The sequence below is a fragment of the Bacillus sp. Marseille-P3661 genome (assembly GCF_900240995.1).
In the GTDB taxonomy this organism is placed as follows: Bacteria; Bacillota; Bacilli; order Bacillales; family Bacillaceae_J; genus OESV01.
This window is the reverse complement of record NZ_LT965955.1, coordinates 195957-221731: the sequence shown is the minus strand read 5'-3', so window position 1 is coordinate 221731 and position 25775 is coordinate 195957. Positions and strand designations below refer to the sequence as shown.

Sequence of the window (25775 nt, the reverse complement as noted above, 5' to 3'; positions counted from 1 at the left end):
CCTCTAATCCTTAAACAATATGAAAAGGCATTAAGTGAGTACCTAATGCCCTTTTTATTTAAATTTCGATGCCTAATTATTTTCCCAAACTTCAGGTAAAATAAATCCATCATATTTTTCTAGCGATAAAATATATTCTTCAAATTCCTGAGACTCATAGGCAGCTTTTACATCCTTTGCCCATTGAGTATTTGCATCTTCTTCTCGAACAGAAACTATGATGCGATGCTCCATCGGTGTATTTTCAATTTTTAATGCATCAGTAATTTTTTTACCAGCATTAGCAATATAATTACCATTAATAATACCGTAATCAACATCTTGAAGTGAAACTAAAATTTGGGCTGGGTCCAAAATTTGAAAATCAATCTTATATTTATCCGGTTCAACATTTTCGATATTAAAGTCGATTGTGCCGGCGTTTTCTTTAACTTTAACCCAACCAAGCTCCTCTAAAACTCGAATAGCTCGTTCTTGATTAACAGGATCATTAGGAAGGGCAATTGTTGTGCCATCTTGAACCTCCTCTAACGATTGATGATTTACAGAATATAAACCTTGTGGTGCACCAGGAACAAACGCAATTCCTGTCATGTTCATACCTTGCTCTTCATTAATTCCTTCCATGTAGGCTGTACTTTGAAAAACGCTTGCATCGATCGAGCCCTCATGCATAGCAGGGTTAACCTGCATATTTTGCGAAAATGTTTTCACGTTGATTTTATACCCTTGTTCCTCTAATATAGGACGAATTACATCTTGAAATTGTTCTTCATATGTACCCACACCAAAGCCAAACGTTATCTCTTTCTTCTCTTCAGGAGCTGGCGTTGCAGCTTGTTCCTCACCGCTACATGCTACCAACATCACTAGCATTCCTACTAATACTACATAAATTAACTTTTTCATATTTAATCTCCTTTGCTATCACTCTATTACAAAATACATTTCAACTAACTAAATCCTCCAAATTTACCTGTTATTACTTTTAAAATTTAGCCCTCTTCTCCATCGATCTGAAGAGCTAAAATTTTTAGTAGCTCTCTACTTATCAGACAAGCATTATACTTTTTGGAATTAGGACATTACCCTAAAATCTAAGCTTGTTGTTGAGATATCACCATGCAAACTCCAGCTCCACAGCAATAAAACCAAGTAATTTAATTGGAATACTATATGATAATTAAGATAATAGCATGTCAAAAATTACCCGTCAAACCATTTTTTTAATTTTTTAAAATTTCATAATGGTTATTTTTAAAAGCAAATCAGTTATAATCCTCCCAATAAATAAATCCACGCAGCTTCCCCCAACGAAGCAAAAGAAGATAAAAACACAGCACCATGGTAGCTGTGTTTTTATCCTTTTTAAAAGTGAGCTAATTTATATTAAAATAACAACCTTTAAAGCTCAAACTGCTTTCGATATAACTCATAATAATATTTCCGCATTTGTAAAAGTTCTTCATGATTACCTTCTTCAATTAATTCACCGTTAGATATAACAATGATATGGTCTGCACTTTCGATTGTTTTCAAGCGGTGGGCAATTACAAAGGTTGTTTTACCCCTTTTCAAGTTAGCGAGACCCTTCTGAATTTCCCGTTCTGTTCTAGTATCAAGATTGGAGGTTGCCTCATCTAGAATTAATATATCAGCATCAGCTAAAATGGCTCGTGCAATTGCAATTAATTGTTTTTGACCTTGACTAATATTTGCACCACCTGAAGTGAGCAACGTTTCATATTGTCTTGGCAAGTGTTTGATAAAACCATGTGCACACGCTGTTTTCGATGCAGCAACTACTTCTTCATCGGTCGCATCCAATCGTCCGTAGCGGATGTTTTCCTTTATAGTTCCTGAAAATAAGTACGTATCTTGAAGAACCACACCCACTCTTTTTCGCAATTCACTTATTTTATATTGAGTAATATTTTGACCATCAATTTTTATCTCGCCAGAATCTATATCATAAAAGCGCATTAGTAAGCTTACGATCGTTGTTTTTCCGGAGCCTGTTGGACCGACAACCGCAAGTGTCTGCCCTGCTTTGACTTTAAAATTAATATCACGAAGTACAGGCTGCTCTTGATTATAACTAAAAGAAACTTTTGAAAACTCAACCTCTCCAGCGAAACTAGTAATGTTAGCTGTATTTTCTGCATCTTTCAAGTCAGGCACTTCATCCATTGTTTCAAACACACGCTCAGCACCTGCTATTGCTGATTGAATCATATTTAGCAGCGTAGCCATCTGATTAATCGGCCTTGTAAATTGATTCGAATACACAACAAACGCAGCAATCATACCGACCGTTGCATAATCATTCAAAGCCATGACCGCACCGACCGCTATCACCAATCCCAATCCTAAATGACTAATAAAATTATTAAATGGCCCTAGAACTCCTGAATAAAGCTCAGCACGAAGCGCTGATTGCCGCAATCTCTCATTCACATCATTAAATTGACTAATTGCATGCTGTTCTTTACCAAATAATGTGATGATTTCTCCACCACTTATACTTTCCTCAATATATCCATTAAGTTCACCCAAGTCTCTTTGACGACCTGAGAAGTTTTTCCTGCTGATGTGTACTATTTTTCTAGTAACCCAAAGCATTAATGGGATCACAATAAAGGAAACTAAAGCAAGCTTCCAATTTAAAGCCAGCATTGCGATTGAAGTTCCTACCACCGTTAAAATGGAGGTGAAAAATTGGATGACACTTCGACTTAAAGCTTGATTAAGCGTCTCCGTATCATTTGTAATTCTACTCATTAAATCACCGTCAGATTGTGTATCAAAAAACTTTAACGAAAGTGTTTGCAGCTTTACAAACACTTCTTCCCGCAGTGAACGGATTGTTCGCAGTGAAACAAGAACCATTAAATAAGATTGATACCAGGTTAACAAAGCGGCTATCGCATAAATCCCAAATAAAATCGCCACCATCTTTAGTGTTCCGTTTACATCCTTTGGGATAATATAATCATCGATTATTTGCCCAATCAGATAGGGTCCTAGTAACCCAAGTAATGAAGACAAGAGAACCAACACAATCGATGCGACTAGCATTGTCTTTTGACGCTCCATGTAATTCCATATCCGCAGCAATGTCCTTTTAGCATCCTTTGTTTTAGCCGCAGGCGTTTCAAATCTCCCTTTCTTACCGCCACCCACGAACCCTACTTTATGCAATGTTGTCATATTTTTCGCTTGGTTACTCAACTACTGCCCACTCCTCTCCACCTTGTGTTTCATAAATTTCCTGATAAAGAGAACAGTTTTCTAATAAATCTCGGTGTATCCCTATGCCAACAAGTTTTCCATCATCTACTACTAAGATTTGGTCACAGCCAACGATTGAAGAGATTTTAGATGCGATTATAAAAGTTGTTGTATTGCGATATTCCTTATTAAGCGCATTTATTATTAAACGTTCTGTACTAGCATCTACAGCTGAGGTTGAGTCATCTAATATCAATACCGATGGCTTTCTAACAAATGCTCTTGAAATCGAAAGCCGCTGTTTTTGACCGCCGGAAAGATTCGTAGATTGCTGCGCAAGCTTATGCGAAAACCGGTTCTCTAGCTTTTCAATAAACTCAAGTGCACCTGCATTCCTTGAGGCCGTTTCCAGCTCAACGGCAGTTGCATTGTCTTTACCATAGCGCAGATTTTCTTCAATACTACCTGAAAATAGAATTGATTTTTGAGGAGTAAAGCCGATTGCTGATCTCAGCGTTTGTAAATCATAATCTTTCACATTAATGCCATCAATTAAAATTTCACCTTCATCTACATCGTATACCCTCGGTATTAACTTAATTAACGTTGATTTCCCGCTACCTGTCGGTCCAATAATTCCAATCTTCTCACCTTTATTAATTTTAAATGAAACTGAATTCAAAACATTTTCACCGTTTTTACTATAGCTAAAACTAACATTCTTGAACTCTATCGATTGCCTAATTCCATTAAAAGCAACAGCATTTCCTTGCTGTTCAATGTTAATTTTAATATTAAAAATGGACTGAATCCGCTCTGCTGACGGAATTGCACGCATTAACTGCATCATGACCATACTCGTTGTCATTAAGCTCATTAGAATAATGTTTAAATAGTTTATAAAAGAAATGATAACACCCACTTGAATGACATCATTCGCTACCTTAAACGAGCCTAAAGCTAATGTAAACACAGTTGCACTGTTAATAATTAGAATCATGATCGGCATTAAAACCGTGATGACTTGCTCTGCGTTGATCGCTTTTTTAGTAAGCTGATCATTAACAGTCTTGAATGTATTAATTTCATAGTCTTTCCGTACAAATGCTTTTATAACACGGATTCCCGCTAAGTTTTCCTGTACCTTTTTATTTAAGGCATCGATCGCTTCCTGTACATGTCCGAACAGTTTACCCGCTTTGCGTGACAGGATGATAATGCAGAAAACTAATATAGGAATTATCACAAATAAGATCGGAAACAGCTCGCGCGCATTGATATAAACAATAATAATACTGCCAATAAATAAAAGTGGCCCTCTTACTAGCACTCTCAATGTCATCATAAAGGCGTTTTGAACAATCGTTAAATCATTCGTCACAATGGTAATTAACTTTCCAACTCCAAAAGCATCACGATTTTCACTTGAAAAGTGACTGATTTTTGTAAACAAGTCTTTACGGACATCGGTAGAGAAATGAATTGCCGCTATTGAACTAACAATTGTACATCCCGCTCCACCAATTAAACCAATAAACGCAGCACATATCATTAATAAACTCCTGCTAATCACATAATCCGTATCACCGTTTGCAATTCCAACGTCAATAATCCGTTGTAAAACAAACGGTTGAATTAAATCCATCAAAACCTCTATTGCCATTAAAATAGGTGCTAAGGCAACAAACATTTTGTATGGCTTTGCATATTTAAACAACTCTTGAATCGACTTCATTCACACTCCTGCCTTTCACTCTTAAAGCAAAAATAGGTGCACTATTACTGCACCTCTACTTTTATGAAACAAATATAGAAATCTCACGTCCAACTTCTTGTTGATCAAATAACTTTCCTTTTAACGTTTGCGCTTCTTTTGTTACTTGACAACAACTTATTATTATCAACAAAGCGCGCGATAATTGTACCGGCTAACAATGCCCAGACAGGGGCCCCAATACTTAAGATTGTTATACCTGAAATTGAAATAATATAGGTAAATGCTGCACTCATTTTCAACGTTGGCTTTGAAAAGCTTGTATGTAAGCTATTTCCGAACACTCCGATTAATGAGAAACCAACTAAAATAGCGACAAATGATGACGGTAGCGATTGAATAAACGGAACTAACTTCCACGAAAAAACTCCAAATAATATAATTAAAATTCCCGAAACAACCGCACCCATATACCTTTTATCCTTTGGTCCAGCTCCACGATCTGAACATACAGCAGACATCATTCCGGCAATATTTGAAGATTGTCCACCAAAAAAGCTAGCACAAATTGAAAACAAACCGCTAAAAGTAACTATTCGATTCACAGGGGGACGATATTCATTTTGTTCGATTGCACCAATCCCCACCGCTGCATCATTGCTTAAAATTAACAGCGCTAACGGTACCGATACAGAAAGGAACGTAAGTGAATTAAAATCAGGCACTTGAATAGAAGGGGGAATAAAGTCTACAAATATTCCGATTCTGCCTAAATCCTGAGTTAAATATAAAAGTATAAAAGCCGTAAATACAGCAGCTACCATTGGCGGAATGCGTCTGCTATATTTTCCACAAATAAAATATACTAAAAGTGCAATTCCACCAACCACATATAAATCCCTAATCGAAACGATAAAGTTCACCATATACTTGGTAATCATCCCAGCAAGCATAGCCGCAATTATTTCTCTCGGAACATAACTCATCAATTTTGAAAAAATACCAAAATAACCAACTAGTAAAAGGAGTATACCTGAAAACATATAAGCACCGATTAACTCATGAAAACTAAATTGCGTCGTAACGGTGGCTAAGAACGCTACTCCAGTTATTGAATGTCCTCCTACAATCGGCATCCGATAGTATAAAGGCAAGACGATACTAAAAATACCTCCAAATACATTAACTGCAAATAGCCAAAGTATCGTTTGCTCTGTTGTAAAGTTTCCATTTGCAGCAGCCGCCAACATTAGCGCAGGCGGACCTGTTATACATAAGAGTGCAGATACAAATCCTGCGCCAATATTATTCGCATTTAAATCTTTAAGTGGATTTCCACCAGAACCTAAAAGCTTTCCAACTATGTTCATAGCCAATTCTCCTCTAAACATGCGTTATTCTTCATATTATACACCTATTATTCCGTACAAAGGAGAGAACGATATTATGAAAATTATCTTGCTATAAATTCGCATTACTTTTGGCAAAAAAATAAACCTATATGTGTTGGTAACAGAAAACACACATAGGTTTAAATCATTTTATTATTTTAACAGTTTAAAAACCTTCTCCATTTCTCGTTTTAGTAATGGTAAGCTATTCGATAACCATCTTACTAAAATACCATTCCCATTTAACTTCGTTATGCCTGCTTTGTGATCGATTGTTCGCGTTAATTCTTGAATTAACTTCCCTTCATCAATGTTTTCGACGTGAGGTGATATAAACCAAGCAGAACCAATATAGTTATATCCTTCAAGAGCTCCAATGCACTTTAACTGTTGTTTACTAGGATTCAATGATAGTGAATCATAAACAATACAATCGTCTTCTACCCAGACTTCTAGATGTGTATTACATTCTTGAAACAAAAAACATTCACCTCGTTTATCACGTCCCGGGTAAAGGATTTCTCCCCAGAGTAAGGTTGAGGATTTTCTCATTTCTACTGAACTACTACCAATGAACTTTGAATCTTTAAAAGGAATAATTTCTTCGCGGTCCCACACAAGTTCCGCCCGATCTTCTAGCACAATTGATACTGATTGACGGCTTGGCAGTTCATTAAAGGAAGGATAAACCTTCGTCGCACTTTGTGGCTTTAAGCAAACAGAGCCACCTTCTTTTACATGAATCTTATACTCATTTAGATCGCCAGCAACAAGCCCCCCAGATGACTCCATTAAAAATACCGTTGCCTGATGGTCATGATTAGGGTACAGTGCTCGACTGGCTTTAAGCGGTGGTGCTTGATAACAATCAATTAACTTTGTGCGCTGTTGCCTATGCTCAAAAACTAACTCTAGTTTTCCATAAGCCCCGATAGTTTCTTCAAGTCTATTCCTTGCTAACTGTAACATTTTCTCCTTGTTCACTTCCCTCAAGAAGCATATAATAACGAATCCACTCAATTACTTGTTCAATACCATCGCCTTTTTTCACATTCGTAAAAACAAATGGTCGATCCTTGCGAGCATTTTTAGCATCTTCCCTCATTTTATCAAGGTCAACCTCAACATATGGTGCAAGATCAATTTTATTTACTAATAATAAATCGGATCGTGTTACTCCTGGTCCACCTTTACGCGGAATATCGCCACCTTCTGCTACATCAATAACATAAATAAAGCCATCTACTAGCTCTGGGCTGAACGTTGCTGAAAGGTTATCGCCACCGCTTTCTAATAAAATAATATCTAAATCAAGAAAACGACGATTTAATTCCGCAATGGCCTCAAAATTCATCGACGCATCTTCTCTAATTGCTGTATGCGGGCACCCTCCTGTTTCAACACCGATAATTCTTTCTGGAGCCAACACACCATTTTTCGTTAAAAACTGCGCATCTTCTTTCGTATATATATCATTCGTAATAACAGCCATATTATATTTGTCGGACATTTCTCTAGTTAATCTCTCAACAAGCGCTGTTTTTCCTGAACCAACAGGTCCACCTATTCCGATTCGTACTGGTTTCATGAAAAAGTTACTCCTTTCATTTTATGAAATAAATAATCTTGAATGTAAAAATTGGTGCTGCATGGAAGCTAACTCAATACCAATCGCGTGATTGGAGAGTTGCTGCAACGATAGCTGTTCAGCCCTCTTCGCAGCTGTTGTTATAATTGGGATAAGCTTATGAATGACTTCAATACCTGCCCGCTGACCAAGTGGAATTGCCCTCACAGCATTATGGATGAGTGCTACGGTAGAAGAATACATAAACGATAAAAGTGTAGTTTCTATTGTGAAACCCATTTGAACCGCATACATCCCATAAATCACTGAATAATGACCTTTAACCTCTTTTTCATCTATCTTTTCTTTCCATAACTGTAATGACTCAAATGATGTGACAGGCAAAATTGACTGGAGAAATTGCTTTCCCATCTTCTTACTAGCTTCTCTTGATTCATAAGCACTTTTCGAGGCGTCGCAAATCTTTTCTAGCTTAACAAGTTCAGCCCATTCAACATTTTTCGCATTTTCATATGCTTTTTTTACAAAAACCGCATCGTTATATAATAGATTTTCGCAAACATAAACTGTACAAAAAGACAGCAAATCTTCTTTAGTACGAATTTCATCAGATTGAATATACGTTTCCATCCCAAACGAATGGGTGTACGAGCCAATCGGAAACGCAGAATCATTAATATGCATTAAATATAGAAGATTAGTGTTTATGTCCTCTGTATTTAAACGGTTGTTTAAATCTGCGTTCTGTTTGCTCATACTTAACACCAACCTCTTCGAATAGACGTACTAATGTTTCATCATAGCGAACCACAATCTCTTCGACTGAAATTAAACAAGGGGTATGACGATTGCCCAATTCAAATGCCACCTTCCCCATTTCAACCATTGAATTTGGGTAAATGACATATACTTTTTCTTTTTTTGTTCGAACAACAATTTGGACATTTTCATCTTGATAAAGGATATCACCTACTTTTAGTGGCCCTTCTTTATCAAGTGAAACCGCAATATCAGTCCCTTTATCTGTACGTTTTCTTAAAATCCGTTTATTTAGCTCATCCCAATCCAACTCAATAAATTCTCGATTATAATGAGGCACATCCCTCTCCTCAATACTTCCTAGTACTACTTTTGTTAACATCATAGATCTCCCTTAATATTTATAGTTAATAGAATAATAGTTTTTTTGATTATTTAATTTGCTGCATGTGTTTTTTTAACCGCTGTAGACACTCTTAGTCTCCGTCGGTATGATTAGCAGTTTCTATTCGTTTCCATTGCAACGTTTTTCTTGCTCTCACGGGTACGATTAACTCCTATTCGTTTCCGCTGCAGCTTTTTTTCTGTTCTCACGGGCTCGATTAACTCCTATTCGTTTCCGCTGCAGCTTTTTTTCTGCTCTCACGGGCTCGATTAACTCCTATTCGTTTCCGCTGCAACGTTTTTCTTGTTCACCCGGGCTCGATTATCCCTTATTCGTTACCAGTGCAGCTTTTTTTCTGCTCTCACGGGCTCGATTAACTCCTATTCGTTTCCGCTGCAGCTTTTTTTCTGCTCTCACGGGCTCGATTAACTCCTATTCGTTTCCGCTGCAACGTTTTTCTTGTTCACCTGGGCACGATTATCCCTTATTCGTTTCCGCTGCAACGTTTTTCTTGTTCACCCGGGTACAATTAACTCCTATTCGTTTCCGCTGCAACGTTTTTCTTGTTCACCTGGGCACGATTATCCCTTATTCGTTTCCGCTGCAACGTTTTTCTTGTTCACCCGGGTACAATTAACTCCTATTCGTTTCCGCTGCAGCTTTTTTTCTGCTCTCACGGGCTCGATTAATCTCTATTCGTTGCATTATCAACATTAAAATAAGAAATACCGCTGCGCTAACGCTACTTCTTTAAGCGGTTCACATGTAATTCTTTTTCCATCAACCTTCACTTCATATGTCTCCGGATTTATGTCGATTTCTGGTGTTTCACTATTATATGGCAAATCCTTTTTTCCAAGATTACGACAATTTTTAACAACGCCAATTTTCTTTTTTAGCCCGAGCTGTTCAGGAATTTTCTTATCATAAGCAGCCTGTGAGATAAATGTGAAAGACGTGCTGTATTTTGCATTGCCAAATGAACCGAACATCGGGCGGTTAAAAACCGGCTGCGGTGTTGGAATGGAGGCATTTGGATCGCCCATTTGCGCATAACTAATCATTCCGCCCTTTAACACTAGCTCTGGTTTTACTCCAAAGAACTGAGGATCCCATACAACAATATCCGCAAATTTCCCAGGTTCAAGCGAACCGATTTCATGACTAATTCCATGAGTAAGCGCAGGATTGATTGTATATTTTGCAATGTATCGCTTAACACGCGTATTATCAGCATCCGATTCCAGATCCTCTTCAAGTAGCCCGCGTTGCTTTTTCATTTTATCCGCAGTTTGCCACGTGCGCATGATCACCTCGCCCACTCGACCCATTGCTTGTGAGTCGGAAGAAATCATACTAATTACACCTAAGTCATGTAAAATATCCTCTGCTGCTATTGTTTCAGGCCGAATTCTCGAATCAGCAAATGCCACATCCTCTTGAACATTATGGTCAAGATGATGACAAACCATCAGCATATCTAAATGCTCATCGATTGTGTTGACTGTAAATGGACGCGTTGGATTGGTTGATGATGGAAGGACATTAGGATAAGAGGCAATTTTCATGATATCAGGTGCATGTCCGCCGCCAGCCCCTTCTGTATGGTATGTATGAATGACTCGATCACCAATCGCTTTAACCGTATCCTCTAAAAAGCCGGCTTCATTTAATGTATCTGTATGAATTGCAACTTGCACATCCATTTCATCTGCAACACTCAAGCACTGACTAATCGTTGCCGGTGTTGTTCCCCAATCCTCGTGTAGCTTTAAGCCAATTGCTCCAGCTTCTACTTGTTCACGGAGCGGCTCTGGTGATGAGGCATTTCCTTTACCTAAAAAACCAAGATTAACTGGAAATTCCTCAGCAGTCTCTAGCATTCTAGCAATATTCCATTCACCAGGTGTACATGTCGTCGCGTTCGTACCCGTTGCCGGTCCAGTACCACCGCCAATCATCGTAGTGACACCTGAAGAAATAGCAGTATCTATCTGCTGCGGACTAATAAAATGAATATGTGCATCAATGCCTCCAGCAGTGACAATTCTACCTTCACAAGCAATTACTTCGGTAGATGCGCCAACAATCATGTTAGGATGAACACCCTCCATAATATCGGGATTTCCGCCTTTCCCTATGGCTACAATGCGCCCATCCTTTATCCCGATATCAGCTTTCACAATTCCCGTATAATCGACAATTAATGCATTTGTTAAAATAAGATCTAATACACCTTCATTACGAGTTCGGGTACTATTTTGCCCCATTCCATCACGCAGAACCTTCCCTCCACCAAATACACATTCATCGCCGTAAACCGTATAATCCTTTTCAATTTCGATCCATAGATCTGTATCAGCTAAACGAACTTGATCTCCTGTAGTAGGGCCATACAAGCTAGCATATTGTGAACGAGTTAGTTTCATTATTCTCCAACTCCTTTAAATCCTTCTTGCTTAATACGTGTTTCAATACTTTCTTTTTCAAGAATACTGCCACTTGTAAGATTATTAAGACCATATACCCGTTTATTTCCTGCAATTTCTACTAAATCTACTTCTTTTTCTTCTCCTGGTTCAAACCGTTCCGCTGTACCTGCCGCAATATTTAAGCGCATCCCAATTGCTGCTTGCCGTGAAAAAGATAAGTCTCTATTTACTTCAGCAAAATGAAAATGGGAACCTACTTGAACAGGACGATCACCAGTATTTGAAACCATAAGTCTCGTAGTCTTCCGTCCATAATTACACTCTATTTCACCAGACTTTAAGCGATATTCTCCTGGAATCAATGCCATGCCCTCCCTTTATTAAAATAAATTTGCCCAATCTTTTCGTAGCTCCAGATAGCATCTTGATTAAACAATCGGCTGATGTACGGTTACAAGTTTTGTTCCATCCGGAAAGGTTGCTTCGATTTGAACACTTTCAATCATTTCAGGAATTCCTTCCATAACGTCATCTGCTGTTAACACCTTTTTGCCTTCCTGCATAAGCTGTGCAACTGTTTTTCCTTCACGTGCACCTTCAAGAAGATAACAGCTGATAATTGCGATTGATTCTGGATAATTAAGTTTTATCCCTTTATCTTTTCGCTTTTGCGCCAGCTCTCCCGCCATAAAAATAAACAATTTTTCCATCTCAACTGGAGAAAGTTTCACGTGGAACACTCCTTATATACTTAAATATTTATAAACTTCCTCATCTACAATTTCATCTACAGCCCCTTGATAAACAACAGAACCGTGATCAATAACATAAATATAATCTGCTACAATTTTTGCAAAATCTAAATTTTGTTCGACAAGAATCATCGACGTCTGTGACTTCTTTTTAATATCACGAATAACATCTTGGATCTCAGCGACAATATTCGGCTGAATTCCTTCCGTTGGTTCATCTAGCAATAGAAACGATGGATTAGATACAAGCGCCCTTGCAATTGCAAGTTGCTGTTGTTGTCCACCACTTAAATCGCCGCCATTTCGCTTCTTGAACTCTTTTAATATCGGAAAATATTCATAAATGCCCTCAGATATAGTATTCTTTTTGGCACTGCCGCTCGCCTCAAGTCCAATTAGAAGATTTTCATAAACCGTCAACTTCGGGAAAATTTCTCGACCTTGTGGGACAAAGCCAATGCCTTGTTTGGAACGATACGACGGGCTTTTTTTCGTTATTTCTTCATTTTTGTATATAATTCTTCCTTTTTTCGGTGATAGAATCCCCATCACCGCTTTAACTAATGTTGTTTTACCAACACCATTACGACCCATTAAGCATACAACCTGGTTATCTTTTACATTAATCTCGATATCACGGACAACCATACTTTCGCCATAACCAACTTCAAGATTTTCTAATGTAAGCATCATTGCCCCCCCTTTTTGCCCAGATACACTTCATGTACACGAGGATCACTTTGAACTTCTGCCATTGTACCCTGGCATAGTAATTTACCATCATGCATAACCGTTACAACATCTGCATATTTCCTAACAAAATCCATATCATGCTCAACAATTAAAACGGTTCGATCCTTAGCTATTTCACGAATCATTTGTCCGGTTTTTTCACGCTCAGTTTTAGACATACCTGCAATCGGTTCATCTAAAAGCACGAGCGCAGGATCTTGAACCAATACCATCGCTATTTCCAGCCATTGTTTTTGGCCATGCGCTAATGACCCAGCTTTTTGATCTTTGGCATCCATTAATCCAATTAAATTTAGCATTTTTTCTAGTTCCTGCTGTTGGCGGCCATTCACAACTGCCTTAATTGTTGCTAGTAAACTTTTATCCTGTTTCATCGCAATCATGAGATTTTCGTAGACTGTTAATTCGTGAAAAATGGACGGTGCTTGAAATTTACGCGAAATTCCTTTATGAACAATTTTATATTCTTTCATTTTTGTTAAATTTTGTTTACCTTTAAAAAGTACCTTTCCGTCTGTTACCTGGGTTTTACCACAGATTACGTCGAGCAACGTCGTTTTCCCCGCTCCATTGGGACCTATTAAAAAATGAACTTTATTATTCATTACTTTAAAATCGAGATTACTAATGGCTTTAAAGCCACTAAAATCAACCGTAATATTTTTCGACTCGAGAATGGTCTGACTCTGGTTGCTTAGCATAAAGCATTGTCCACCTTTCTTTTAAGCTTTTAAATAATCCCATTAGGCCATTTGGTAAGAACACAACAACAACTACAAACATAAGACCTAAGAAATATAACCAAATGTCAGGATATGATTCACTAAATGCTGTTTTCCCTCCATTTACGATAACCGCACCAAGAATCGGACCAATTAATGTCCCACGCCCGCCTAACGCAACCCATAAAACCATTTCAATAGATGGAATAATTCCCATCATCGTTGGTGAGATAATTCCAACCTGTAGAACGAATAGCATCCCAGCTAAACCCGCAATGCCAGCTGAAAGTGCATAAATGAACGTTTTAAAAATTGATGGATCATAGCCTAAAAATCGCAGGCGGTTTTCACCATCTCGAATTCCGATTAACACTTGACCTAATCGGCCACTAACTAATTTTTTACTAGCGATAAAAACAAGCGCTAGAACAATTGCCGTAATAATATAAATTGCCGTTTGCGTTGATTGTGATGCTAATGAAAACCCAAAAATGTTAGTAAAACCCGTCAATCCATTTGTGCCTCCTGTTAAACTTTGCTGTCCAACAAATAAAGTAACAACTACTACAACTAATGCCTGCGAGAGAATCGTGAAATACACACCATTAATTCGATTTCTAAATGTTAAGTAGCCAAGAAAGGCAGCAATTATAAATGGAATCAAAATACCTAACGCGATCGCTAGAACTGGATTTTGAAACGGCACCCATAGCCACGGGAGCTCTTGCATACCGCTCCACTGCATAAAGTCAGGAAGTTTTCCGCCGGATGCGTCTAATTTTAAATACATGGCCATAGCATAAGCACCAAAACCAAAGAAAATCCCATGCCCTAGGCTTAATACACCTGTATAACCCCATAACAAATCAAGACCGACCACTAAAATTGCAAAAGCCAGAAATTTGCCAAGCAAATTTAAGCGAAAATCGGATAGAAATAACGGTGCCAACAGTAAGACAATAAATATACCAAGCAGCAAATATTTTTGATTAAAAATCAAAGAATTCATTTTCTTTTCCATATTCAACGCTCCTAATATTTGATTTAGTCATCGAGCGCCCGCGTACGAGAGCTTACTAGCCCTGATGGCCGCCATTGTAAAAAGGCAATAATTAACATAAATACGAGCACCTTTCCGATCGTAGATGAGGTAAAAAACTCAAATACTGTATTAAATATCCCAATGCCAAATGCACCCGTAACAGCACCTACTAGCGCTCCGACCCCTCCAACAACAACGACCATAAACGCATCAATAATATAATACGTACCAATTGTTGGCCCAATTGGGCCAAGTAAGGTTAGCGCACAACCTGCAATGCCCGCAAAACCGGAGCCGATAGCAAATGTTATTAAATCCACTTTTCTCGTTTGAACACCTATGCATTCAGCCATCTGTCGATTTTGCATAACCGCTCTGACCCTGCGGCCATTCCCTGTTCGATAAAAATATATATAAATAGAAAGCAGACATAAAAATGCTAAAATTAAAATAAAAATACGCGAATACGGCAAAATCAAATTGCCTAATTCTAACCCTCCATTTAAGTAGCTTGGCGCTTGAACACCAACGTTTGGGGCGCCAAAGATTGACCTCGCTAACTGCTGCAGGATTAACCCGACACCATATGTAGCTAACAAACTATCAAGCGGCCGATTATATAAGAATCGTATTAACGACACCTCCAACAACGCGCCAATTGTTGCGGCGACTATAAACGCAATCGGGATCGATAGAATAAAGTACATATCAAAATATTGCTCTGGAGCATAATCAAGAAAAATATTTTGAATAACATAGGTAACATATGCACCAATCATAATCAGTTCGCCATGTGCCATATTGATAACTTTCATCAAACCAAACGTAATTGCCAGCCCTAAAGCTATTAGCAAGAGAATTGAACCTAAACTAATGCCATTAAATAGTGTTAATAAAGTACCACTCATCCTATTACTCCCCTCACCTCTCTCAGACAAACAACCTAAAAGAGGAACTAATCAAAGCGATTTTTCCTAGCAATTTGAAAACCGAAGATAGTAATGCGAAGACTTGTTAAATATGAAGATATTAGCGAAGAAGACATCTCCCACAGTAAATTTCATATTGAAAAGAGGGGAAAACCCCTCTATTCAATTTTCCTTACTCAGCGCTTAAGCCGCTAGCCCACTCAAATCCTTTTAAGTATGGATCCGGTTTAACAGGCTCACCTGAGTTCCATAGTTCTTTAATTTGGCCGTCTTCTTGTACTTCTCCAATTCTTACTGTTTTGTATACGTGTTGGTTATCACCATCTACTTTTACAAGACCTCCTGGAGCATTAAATTCTAATCCTTTGGCCGCTTCCTTCACTGCCTCAACTTCAGTTGTGCCAGCCTTTTCAACTGCAGCAGCCCATAAATATACCCCGAAATATCCAGCTTCAATTGGATCAGCTGTTACACGATCCTCCCCATATTCAGCTTTATACGCCTCAACAAACTTGGCATTTTCAGGTGTATCTGTTGTCTGGTAGTAATTCCAGCTCGTTAAATGACCGGCAATTACACCAGCACCAATACCTCTAACTTCTTCTTCTGCGACACTTACAGATAGGACAGTCATATCTTCTGCAGTGATGCCTGCATCTTTTAATTGCTTAAAGAAAGCAACGTTACTATCTCCATTCAATGTGTTAAAAATTACTTCAGGTTGTTCACTCTTGATTTTTGCAATGACAGTATTGTAATCAGTATGACCTAGCGGGGTATATTCTTCACCGACTAGTTCGCCGCCTTGTGCAGCTAATTGAGCTTTAATGGCTGCGTTAGCTGTTCTTGGGAACACATAGTCAGAACCTAAAAGGTAGAATTTTGTACCACGGTTTTCTAAAAGCCATTCTACAGCTGGTACAATTTGTTGGTTGGGTGCTGCACCTGTGTAAAAAATATTAGGTGAGCTTTCCATACCTTCATATTGAACCGGGTACCATAACAATCCGTTATTTTCCTCTACAACCGGTAACATTGCTTTTCGGCTAGCAGATGTCCAGCCTCCAAAAATAGTGGCCACTTGATCCTGCTGTAATAACTTCTTTGCTTTTTCAGCAAATGTGGGCCAGTCTGAGGCACCATCTTCAATAATCGGTTTAACTTGTTTTCCTAGTACACCACCATTTGCATTTATTTCTTTAATAGCTAATAATTCAGCATCATGCACAGATGTTTCACTAATTGCCATAGTTCCACTTAATGAATGTAAAATCCCAACTTCAATTACATCACCACTCTCTGAAGTTGTTTCTGTAGAACTCCCGCTATCAGATGCTGTTGTTCCCTCTTGCGGTGCAGACGCTTCATTGGCTCCACCTGAACATGCAGTCATAACCATTACAAAAGCAGCAATGATTAAAACAAAGAATAACTGTTTAAATCTCATTTTAATTTCCCCCTCGTTAATATGTAACTTACATGTTACTTAACCTACCACCTTATGGTATATCACCGTTAAACTCCGATCAATTTTTGTGTGAGTATATCTAACATAGTTTTGAATTTTCAAAATGTAAACGGACTATTTTTCCGTCGATTCACATGTTTTTAAACCAATTGGTTAAATTAATCATTAGAACGAATAAAGGAGGGGAAAAATATGAAAAGCACACAGGAATTTCTAGCAGACTTACATGATAGACAGGCAAAGGATGAAAGAAATAGAAAAAAAGGCAAAGGCCATCCGATGGATCGTTTACCTAATAAGCAGCACAGCCAAGCGAAGGGGAATTAGCAGTCCCCCACCCAGCAGTCTGACCCCAAATTTACTAGGGGTCAGACTATCCAGATCAAACAAGGACTTCTATTATTATTTTGAAATATTTTCCCTCTTTTCAATCTTACTAATTATCTTTTAAAAAGATTAACTAAAAAAAGATATTATAATATAACGATAAAGGAGGTCGAATTATGTCGAAATATACGAAAGAGGAAATTGTCAATAGCGTCCCTCAAAAAGGATTTTTCGGACATCCTAAAGGGCTATTCACGCTATTCTTCACGGAATTCTGGGAGCGATTCTCATACTACGGAATGAGAGCAATCCTACTTTATTACATGTATTATGAAATCTCCAAAGGCGGCTTAGGTCTTGACGAAACTGTAGCCCTTGCAATTATGTCTATTTATGGTTCATTAGTTTATATGTCTGGTATTATTGGTGGTTGGTTGGCCGATCGATTGTTAGGGACATCACGAGCGGTCTTTTATGGTGGTATATTAATCATGTTAGGTCATATCGCGTTAGCTATACCTGGAACGCTATCAATGTTCTTTGTTTCCATGGTACTGATCGTGCTTGGTACAGGGTTACTGAAACCTAACGTATCAAGTGTCGTCGGTGATATTTACGCTGAAAAAGATGACCGCCGCGATGCTGGTTTCAGTATATTCTATATGGGCATTAACATGGGTGGTTTCCTTGCACCTTTAATTGTTGGGGAAGTTGGAATGAAGTATAGTTTCCACTTAGGTTTTGCCATAGCAGCAGTTGGTATGTTTTTAGGCTTAGTTATATTTATTGTTACAAAGAAAAAAAATCTTGGACTTGCTGGTACGACAGTTGCAAATCCATTATCTTCAACTGAACGAAAAAAGGTGTTTACATCATTTTTAATTGCAGCAGCTGTAATTGGAATACTGCTTGCAATCACAATTCCAATGGGATATTTAACAATTACAACCTTTATTAGCTTAGTTGGTATTTTAGGTATTTTAATCCCTACTGTTTATTTCATTGTTATGTATCGCAGCCCGAAAACTACAGAAGTAGAACGTTCACGTATTCTTGCTTATATTCCGCTATTTATTGCGTCTGTAATGTTTTGGGCTATTCAAGAACAAGGTGCAACTATTCTTGCTAACTATGCAGACAAGCGGACACAGCTTGAGTTTGCAGGCATTACAATTTCGCCTGCATGGTTCCAATCTCTAAACCCACTATTTATTATCATTTTAGCTCCAGTATTTGCTTGGTTATGGGTAAAGCTAGGTAAACGCCAGCCTTCAATACCTCAAAAGTTCTCTTTAGGTTTATTATTTGCTGGATTATCATTTCTTGTAATTCTTTTACCCGCTTACTTTGGTGGAGCGGACTCATTAGTAAATCCATTATGGTTAGTTCTTAGTTATTTCATAGTTGTGCTTGGTGAATTGTGTTTATCACCAGTTGGACTGTCGGCCACAACAAAGCTTGCACCTGCTGCATTTTCAGCACAAACAATGAGCTTATGGTTTTTATCAAACGCCGCAGCTCAAGCTATTAATGCACAGATTGTTAAGTTTTATTCCCCAGAAACAGAAATGCAATACTTTGGTGTAATCGGTGGCGCTGCAATCGCACTTGGTATACTATTATTCTTAGTAGCCCCGATCATTCAAAAGTATATGAAAGGCGTTCGTTAATCGTAGACACACCGCTTCTAAATTAAAAAGTATCTTCGCTAAGCCTGCCATCGATACAAAATGTATCATTGATGGCAGGCTTTTTTTACTTGTTCGGTTGGTTTAATAATATAAAGGACGAATTAATTTCTAGATATATTAAGGATTTAATGGATGAAGCGGTATTTTTTTAAAAAAAGATTGACTATTTTGTGTTTTTACTTATAAAATAATGTTAGATAAATAAATGATAATAATTCTCATTATCATTATTACTATGAGGAGAGTGGAAACTATGGTACATAAGAAATTATTTAGCTTTATTTTATTCTTATTATTAGCATTTACCTTAGTTGGTTGCGGTACAGAAAATGAAAGTCCAACACCAGAAAATAAAACAGCAACAGAAAAAACAGAAAATGCTGATGAGAAAGCAACTGATCAAGTTGTCAATATCTACACAGCTAGACATTACGAAGCAGATGATAAGGTATTTGAAAACTTTACAAACGAAACAGGAATTAAAGTAAATGTTGTAAAAGGTAAAGCAGAAGAGCTTATTGAACGTTTAAAGCGTGAAGGTGAAAGTACGGAAGCAGACTTATTTATTACGGTTGATGGCGGCGTTCTTGCAAACGCAAAGCAAAATAACGTTCTTCAACCCGTATCTTCAGATGTAATTGAACAAAACGTTCCAGCACAGTTTCGTGACATTGACAACAACTGGATCGGTATGGCAACTAGAGCTCGTGTCATTGTATATGCAAAGGACCGTGTAAACCCTGAGGAAATTTCTTCATACGAAGATCTAACTGATGAAAAGTGGAAAGACAAATTGTTGATTCGCTCTTCAACAAGCTTATATAACCAATCATTACTTGCATCTTTCATTGAATTAAATGGTGAAGAAAAAGCAGCAGAATGGGCAAAAGGTGTAGTTAGTAATTTTGCACGAGATCCAGAAGGCGGAGATCGTGATCAGGCAAAAGCAATTGCGGCTGGAACTGGTGATGTTGCCGTGATGAATACGTATTATGTTGGGTTACTTGCTAACTCAGAAGATCCAGAAGAAGTTAAAGTTGCAGATGGACTAGGGATTATCTTCCCCAACCAAGAAACAACTGGAACGCACGTTAATATTAGTGGTATCGGTTTAACGAAACATAGTAAAAATAAAGAAAATGCGATTAAACTAATTGAGTATGTAACAAGTGTTGAAGCACAAGAGTTTCTTTCTGCGAATAACTTTGAATTCCCGGTTAATCCAGACGCTAAAAAACCTGAATTACTTGAGTCATGGGGAGAATTTAAAATGCAAGAACTTAATTTCGATACATTAGGTGCACATAACAAAAAAGCATTAGAACTATTTAATGAAGCTGGTTGGAAGTAAGAATGAATATTCAATCAATAATGCGCTATATAAAAAAAGAGTATAACGCATGGTGGTTGATTAGTATTTTGGCGGCAGTAATTATACTGCTGCCTATCTTGTTTGTATTTTTCTCCCTATTCCAAGAGCCAAATGAAAACTGGTTGCACATAAAAAAATATTTATTATCAGAATATATATCGAATACTGTTTTATTAGTTGTAATTACAGGTTTACTAACAGCATTTTTAGGCGTAACACTCGCTTGGTTAGTTTCAGCATATGAATTTCGTTTTAAACGATTTTTCAATTGGGCTCTTATTTTACCGTTAGCGATTCCTCCTTATATAGCAGCTTACACATATAATACGATGTTGAGCTATACTGGAGTCGTCCAAAAAACGCTGCGCAATGAATTTAATTACCAAATTGATGCTCAATTGATTTCTCTTTCATCATTAGAAGGAGCTATTTTTGTTTTCACCTTGTTTCTTTATCCTTATGTTTATATTATTACGAAAGCATTCCTAGAAAGCCAAAGCTCTGCATTTTTTGAAAATGCGCGACTACTTGGCAGGAAACCATTAGCAATTTTTTATAAAATTATTCTCCCCCTTTCAAGACCAGCGATTGTTGGTGGTGTTGTTTTAGTTATTTATGAAGTTCTTAGTGACTATGGTGTAACAAGCTATTTTGGAATTTATACTGTTTCAACAGCAGTATTCCACACCTGGTTTGGCCTGTACGATGTAGATTCGGCCATGAGACTCGCTGCTTGGTTAATGGTGGTTATAGTTGGTATGTTTTTCTTAGAAAGAATACTAAGACAACGAAAAAGCTATCAATTAAACAATAGGTCTAGGCCTATTATCCCGATGAAACTAAAAGGGTTTTCAGCTTTTGCAGCCCCCACCTACTGTTCTATCGTACTTTTACTAGGATTTCTTATTCCAACGATTCAACTTATTGCATGGGCTAAATTAACGTTTCTAAAAGTATGGAATGATTCGTTTATACAATTAATGTTTCAAACGCTTTATGTTGCAGTGTTATCTACCTTAATTATAATCGTAATTTCAGGTATAGTAGCAAATGTTTGCAGATCAAGATCGACATTTTCGTTTATCTTAGCGAAGTTGGTAACAACCGGTTATTCAATACCTGGTGCGATTATTGCAATTGGTGTACTTGCGATGTTTATCTATTTTGATCAATGGTTAGCCCCTTTATATGCTTTAATGGGTTTAGGAGAATCGCCATTAATCCTCAGCTTATCACTTGTAATGCTTATTGTCGGGTATGCAATCCGGTTTATGGCAACGGGCTATAATGCCGTTGAAGTAGGGTTTGAAAAGATCGGTAATAAATATAACGAAGCCTCCAAAATGCTTGGACATAGCCTTACAAAATCATTTTTCAAGGTAGATCTACCACTAATTAAAGGGGCTTTTATCAGTGGATTTATTTTAACATTTGTGGAGATATGCAAAGAGCTTCCACTCGTTTTATTATTGCGGCCATTTAACTTTGAAACATTATCTACAAAGGCGTATCAATATGCAAACGATGAACAAATTTACGAAGCTGCAATTCCCTCACTGATGATTATCATGATTAGTATGCTATCAGTAATTGTATTTCAGTTTATCGGAAAGAAGGTGAAGAAGTAATGAATGTTGTTGAAGTTCGTAATCTTTCATTTGCTTATTCTCGTGCGAAGGCGCCTATCATCAAAGATTTTGACTTTTCAATGAAACAAGGTGAAATTGTAGGAATCCTAGGTCCAAGTGGAAGTGGGAAAAGTACACTATTACGGTTAATTGCTGGCTTGGAGTTACCTAGCAAAGGGACAATTATCCTTTCGGAGAAAACCGTTGTCGATGAAAAAACCTTTATTCAGCCAGAGAATAGAGGCGTTGGCATGGTCTTTCAAGATTATGCCCTCTTTCCTCATATGACTGTAAAAGACAATATCCTGTTTGCTCTGCACCGGTTTAAACGTGGCGAACGACTGGCACAGTTAAAGGAAGTACTCGATCTCGTTCATATGTCTGGTTATGAAAATAGATATCCTCATGAACTGAGCGGTGGGCAACAACAAAGAATAGCACTTGCACGTGCACTTGCACCAAAACCAATTGTTCTGTTAATGGACGAGCCTTTTAGCAATTTAGATGCAAATTTAAAGGCCGCAATTCGTAGCGAATTGCAAGATATCTTGAAAAAGGCTAACATCTCCTGTTTAATGGTGACACATGATCAACTAGATGTCGAAGCCATTTGTGAGCGAAGTATTACGATGTAGAAGCAGTATTAATAAACCACGTATTTTGTCTCTTGCAAATTATGTGGTTTTCTTTATTTTCATGTGAAAGTAAAAGCCCATGGCATTACCTTTTTCTAGTTACATGAGTGCACGACTAGTTGAAGTCATTATTGGTCTACTACAAATTACTAAACAATAAAAATGGCCCCTAGACTTTAAAAATCAACTAGGAGCCAAATCTATTCTAAACTGTTTCGGTAACACTTTCTCTTATTTGAGATTGAAGATCTGCAAATTGTTCTGTAAGCTTTTCCGGTGCAAGCGGTGGACTATACAAATACCCCTGAACTTGATGGCAATGTTGGCTTTGCAAAATTTCTTTTTGTTGTATAGATTCTACTCCTTCAGCAATTACCTCAAGGTTAAGATGACGGGCCATTGAAATGATCGTCGAAACAATCGTTGTATCTTCATTGTTATTGAGAAGATCACGAACAAAGGACTGATCAATCTTTAGTCTGTCTACAGGAAGATGCTTTAAATACGATAATGAGGAATAGCCCGTTCCAAAATCATCAATCGAAATCTGGATGCCTAGTGTCTTTAGAGATTGCAATGTTTTCATTGTATGTTCTACATCCATCATCATGCTTTCAGTAATTTCAATTTCAAGAAACTCAGGCGATAGGTTTGTTTCCTTTAATATTTGCCGGACTGTCCCTACTAGATTTTGTTGGTAAAATTGGCGTATCGATAGATTAACAGCCACCATTAGCGTTGGAAAACCTTGTTCATGCCATTGCTTTAATTGTTTGCATGCAGTTCGTAACACCCACTCACCGATTGGAATAATCGCTCCCGTATCTTCCGCTATCGGTATAAACTTTGCCGGAGATACCCAACCGTATTTCGGGTGATGCCAGCGCAATAACGCCTCTAACCCTAGAATCTCACCTGTTTGAATGTCAACCTGCGGCTGATATACGACATGAAGTTCATTTTTAGCGAGAGCTTGGTATAAATCATTTTCGAAAACTAAGCGATCATATGCTTTTCCATCCATAGAAGGTTCATATATTTGAAAAGTTTTATTTAATTGTTGAGCTTCCATAAGTGCCATATTAGCATGCTGAAGGAGATCCTCAACCTCCACACCATGTTCTGGATAAATAGCGATACCAATTGTCATCGTAACATTTAATAATAAATGTTGGGCTTGCAAAGGCTCACTCAAAGATTTTTGAACTTGGCCCACAGTTGTTTCCACCTGCTTGAAATCTTCTAAAATAAGTGCAAATTCATCACCGGTTAATCTATACAAAATAATATTTTGAGGCAGCTGTTCCTTTAAACGCTCTGCAACAGCTTGAAGAATTGAATCTCCAAAACTATATCCAAGTGCTTGATTAATATTTTTAAATCGATCGACATCTAGCACAAAAATGGCTGCCTTTTGTTTCGGATTTTGTACAATCATTGCGGTTAATTTATTTTTAAGCAAGCGGATATTCGGCAATTTCGTTAATTCATCATGAAATGCCATATATTGAATTCTATCCTGATCTTGTTTCATTCTAGAAATATCTCTAAAAACGATAATTGAACCCGTTAACTCAGATTCATCCTGTTCATTAAAAGGACTAACAACATATGAAACCGGAAACTTCACACCATTTCTTCGAATAAAATAATCATCACTACTCCGATATACCTTTCTTGTAGGGCATTCCACATAAGGTAGTTTTCTATCATCTCTCCAATGAATATAGTCTTGGACATTTTTCCCTAACAATTCTTCTTGTGACCACTGTAAAATACGCTCTGCTTCAAGATTCATATACGTTAACTTTCCAGACGCATCGATAACAATGAGCCCTTCCCCCATATGCGATGTAATTGTTTCAAGAAATCTTTCATGCTGCCGTAACTGTTGTTCAGATTCCTTTTGTAATAAAAAGGGTTGTTCTACAGAATAATAGTAAACCGCACGTTGCATAAAGTAGAAACCTGCTAATTGAAACAAATGCCCAAGAAAATTTTTAAAGTCAAATACGCTTTCATACGTAGTAAAAAAGTAATCTGCTAGTATCAAGTAAATCGATGCAATAACTAACATTAAATTTACAATTTCCTTAGATTTAAGCTTAAACAGTACAGCATAAATGATCATAAACTCAAATAGCATTCCGCCATACTGCAGTACGTTTTTTAAGAATGTTGTACCAACGCCTTCCTGCACAAGTTCTGGTAGCAAAGGTGTTGGCAAGTATATTGCAATAATCCAACTAAAAGAGTAGACAAAAGCGAGGGGGTAAATGATCCATCTTTGTTGTTCTTTAATTATTCGATCTTTTGAGGATACAATTGCCAACATAGCAATTACCTGAGTCAACCGTCCAATTAAGAAAAGCCAAGTAGCCTTATAGGATGAGCTTTCTGAAATAAAGAACGGCATGCCTTTATACGTAAGGGCATGTGCAATCTCTAGTAAACCAACCGAGAAAAATAATGCGCCAATCCACAATCTTGAGCTCGATAATATAAAAGGAAATGTTCTCCATGACTGAATTGCGATTACAAACGCTATAGAAATAATAAAAAATTCAATAACTAAATGAATGCCCAGATAATTTTCCTCGCCAAAAATTCCATATAGCTGCTGGCGGAAAAATGTGGCTATAACCAATAAAACTATTGATATATTAATAATAAAGGCATTTTCCCTATATAGATAACGGATATTAGATGTTAACCCATTCAAAATAAACACCCTCTTTGCCAATGTCAATTCAAGTTTCTTTTATGGGTATATACTACCATTCTACACTAGACATTTGGCAAAGGATATTAGATATTAAATAATATATTTTTTTATAAAAAATAATAAATTAGAATCTTAAACATTTACTCAAAAAATTAAATTAATTAAAATATTTTTGATTTTATTTTGATTTTTACTATGTTTATGTGACAAACTTCATATCGTATTTTAGTA

22 protein-coding genes are annotated in these 25775 nt (G+C 37.4%); 5 read left to right on the top strand and 17 right to left on the bottom strand.

The features are described from left to right. Positions 1-72: 72 nt before the first annotated feature. The 16 genes from C1724_RS18030 to urtA form a co-directional block, all read right to left on the bottom strand. Positions 73-909, bottom strand: coding sequence for a MetQ/NlpA family ABC transporter substrate-binding protein (locus C1724_RS18030; RefSeq protein ID WP_102348146.1), 837 nt, complete (start codon positions 907-909; stop codon positions 73-75). Positions 910-1404: 495 nt separating this feature from the next. Next, positions 1405-3210 carry an ABC transporter ATP-binding protein gene (locus C1724_RS18025; protein WP_102348365.1) on the bottom strand — a complete coding sequence of 602 codons (1806 nt, stop codon included), beginning with the start codon at positions 3208-3210 and terminating at the stop codon, positions 1405-1407. 13 nt (positions 3211-3223) lie between these two features. Next, positions 3224-4966 carry an ABC transporter ATP-binding protein gene (locus C1724_RS18020; protein WP_102348145.1) on the bottom strand — a complete coding sequence of 581 codons (1743 nt, stop codon included), beginning with the start codon at positions 4964-4966 and terminating at the stop codon, positions 3224-3226. Positions 4967-5070: 104 nt separating this feature from the next. After that, on the bottom strand, positions 5071-6315 hold the full coding sequence (locus C1724_RS18015) for a benzoate/H(+) symporter BenE family transporter (protein WP_102348144.1): 1245 nt from the start codon (positions 6313-6315) through the stop codon (positions 5071-5073). A 174-nt stretch (positions 6316-6489) separates the two neighbouring features. Beyond that, positions 6490-7305 carry an urease accessory protein UreD gene (locus C1724_RS18010; protein ID WP_102348143.1) on the bottom strand — a complete coding sequence of 272 codons (816 nt, stop codon included), beginning with the start codon at positions 7303-7305 and terminating at the stop codon, positions 6490-6492. After that, positions 7283-7924 (bottom strand): urease accessory protein UreG, encoded by a 642-nt coding sequence (gene ureG / locus C1724_RS18005; RefSeq protein WP_102348142.1) that lies wholly within the window; start codon positions 7922-7924, stop codon positions 7283-7285. The genes C1724_RS18010 and ureG overlap by 23 nt, the downstream gene beginning before the upstream one ends. A 21-nt stretch (positions 7925-7945) precedes the next feature. Beyond that, on the bottom strand, positions 7946-8680 hold the full coding sequence (locus C1724_RS18000; RefSeq protein WP_258000451.1) for an urease accessory protein UreF: 735 nt from the start codon (positions 8678-8680) through the stop codon (positions 7946-7948). Beyond that, the gene (locus C1724_RS17995; RefSeq protein WP_102348140.1) at positions 8622-9065 is read right to left on the bottom strand and encodes an urease accessory protein UreE; all 444 of its coding nucleotides are present in this window, start codon (positions 9063-9065) and stop codon (positions 8622-8624) included. The genes C1724_RS18000 and C1724_RS17995 overlap by 59 nt, the downstream gene beginning before the upstream one ends. Positions 9066-9781: 716 nt before the next feature. After that, positions 9782-11497: an urease subunit alpha gene (ureC, locus tag C1724_RS17990; protein ID WP_102348139.1), complete on the bottom strand. Its 1716-nt coding sequence runs from the start codon at positions 11495-11497 to the stop codon at positions 9782-9784. Next, entirely contained in the window at positions 11497-11862 is a 366-nt protein-coding gene (locus tag C1724_RS17985) for an urease subunit beta (protein ID WP_102348138.1), read from the bottom strand. The genes ureC and C1724_RS17985 overlap by 1 nt, the downstream gene beginning before the upstream one ends. A 66-nt stretch (positions 11863-11928) precedes the next feature. Then, positions 11929-12231: an urease subunit gamma gene (gene ureA / locus C1724_RS17980; protein WP_102348137.1), complete on the bottom strand. Its 303-nt coding sequence runs from the start codon at positions 12229-12231 to the stop codon at positions 11929-11931. A gap of 12 nt (positions 12232-12243) precedes the next feature. Further along, complete coding sequence (urtE, locus tag C1724_RS17975) at positions 12244-12942, bottom strand: urea ABC transporter ATP-binding subunit UrtE (protein ID WP_102348136.1); 699 nt, start codon at positions 12940-12942, stop codon at positions 12244-12246. Next, positions 12942-13706 carry an urea ABC transporter ATP-binding protein UrtD gene (gene urtD, locus C1724_RS17970; RefSeq protein ID WP_102348135.1) on the bottom strand — a complete coding sequence of 255 codons (765 nt, stop codon included), beginning with the start codon at positions 13704-13706 and terminating at the stop codon, positions 12942-12944. Before urtD ends, urtE begins: the two co-directional genes overlap by 1 nt. Next, the gene (urtC, locus tag C1724_RS17965) at positions 13654-14748 is read right to left on the bottom strand and encodes an urea ABC transporter permease subunit UrtC (protein ID WP_180994324.1); all 1095 of its coding nucleotides are present in this window, start codon (positions 14746-14748) and stop codon (positions 13654-13656) included. Before urtC ends, urtD begins: the two co-directional genes overlap by 53 nt. Positions 14749-14771: 23 nt before the next feature. After that, a complete protein-coding gene (gene urtB, locus C1724_RS17960) occupies positions 14772-15677 on the bottom strand; it encodes an urea ABC transporter permease subunit UrtB (RefSeq protein WP_102348134.1) in 906 nt (301 codons plus the stop codon). Positions 15678-15870: 193 nt separating this feature from the next. Beyond that, the gene (urtA, locus tag C1724_RS17955) at positions 15871-17145 is read right to left on the bottom strand and encodes an urea ABC transporter substrate-binding protein (protein WP_102348133.1); all 1275 of its coding nucleotides are present in this window, start codon (positions 17143-17145) and stop codon (positions 15871-15873) included. A 213-nt stretch (positions 17146-17358) separates the two neighbouring features. On the opposite strand from urtA, the gene C1724_RS17950 reads away from it, so the two are divergent. The 5 genes from C1724_RS17950 (at position 17359) to C1724_RS17930 (ending at position 22819) form a co-directional block, all read left to right on the top strand. Next, the gene (locus C1724_RS17950) at positions 17359-17493 is read left to right on the top strand and encodes a DUF4023 domain-containing protein (RefSeq protein ID WP_102348132.1); all 135 of its coding nucleotides are present in this window, start codon (positions 17359-17361) and stop codon (positions 17491-17493) included. A gap of 176 nt (positions 17494-17669) precedes the next feature. Next, on the top strand, positions 17670-19163 hold the full coding sequence (locus C1724_RS17945) for a peptide MFS transporter (protein ID WP_102348131.1): 1494 nt from the start codon (positions 17670-17672) through the stop codon (positions 19161-19163). Between the two features lie 274 nt (positions 19164-19437). After that, complete coding sequence (locus tag C1724_RS17940; RefSeq protein ID WP_102348130.1) at positions 19438-20535, top strand: Fe(3+) ABC transporter substrate-binding protein; 1098 nt, start codon at positions 19438-19440, stop codon at positions 20533-20535. A 2-nt stretch (positions 20536-20537) separates the two neighbouring features. After that, the gene (locus C1724_RS17935; RefSeq protein ID WP_102348129.1) at positions 20538-22184 is read left to right on the top strand and encodes an ABC transporter permease; all 1647 of its coding nucleotides are present in this window, start codon (positions 20538-20540) and stop codon (positions 22182-22184) included. Continuing rightward, positions 22184-22819 (top strand): ABC transporter ATP-binding protein, encoded by a 636-nt coding sequence (locus tag C1724_RS17930; protein WP_102348128.1) that lies wholly within the window; start codon positions 22184-22186, stop codon positions 22817-22819. Before C1724_RS17935 ends, C1724_RS17930 begins: the two co-directional genes overlap by 1 nt. A 205-nt stretch (positions 22820-23024) precedes the next feature. Here the strand turns inward: C1724_RS17930 and C1724_RS17925 are convergent, their stop codons facing one another. Continuing rightward, entirely contained in the window at positions 23025-25541 is a 2517-nt protein-coding gene (locus C1724_RS17925) for a bifunctional diguanylate cyclase/phosphodiesterase (protein ID WP_102348127.1), read from the bottom strand. Between the last annotated feature and the right edge of the window lie 234 nt (positions 25542-25775).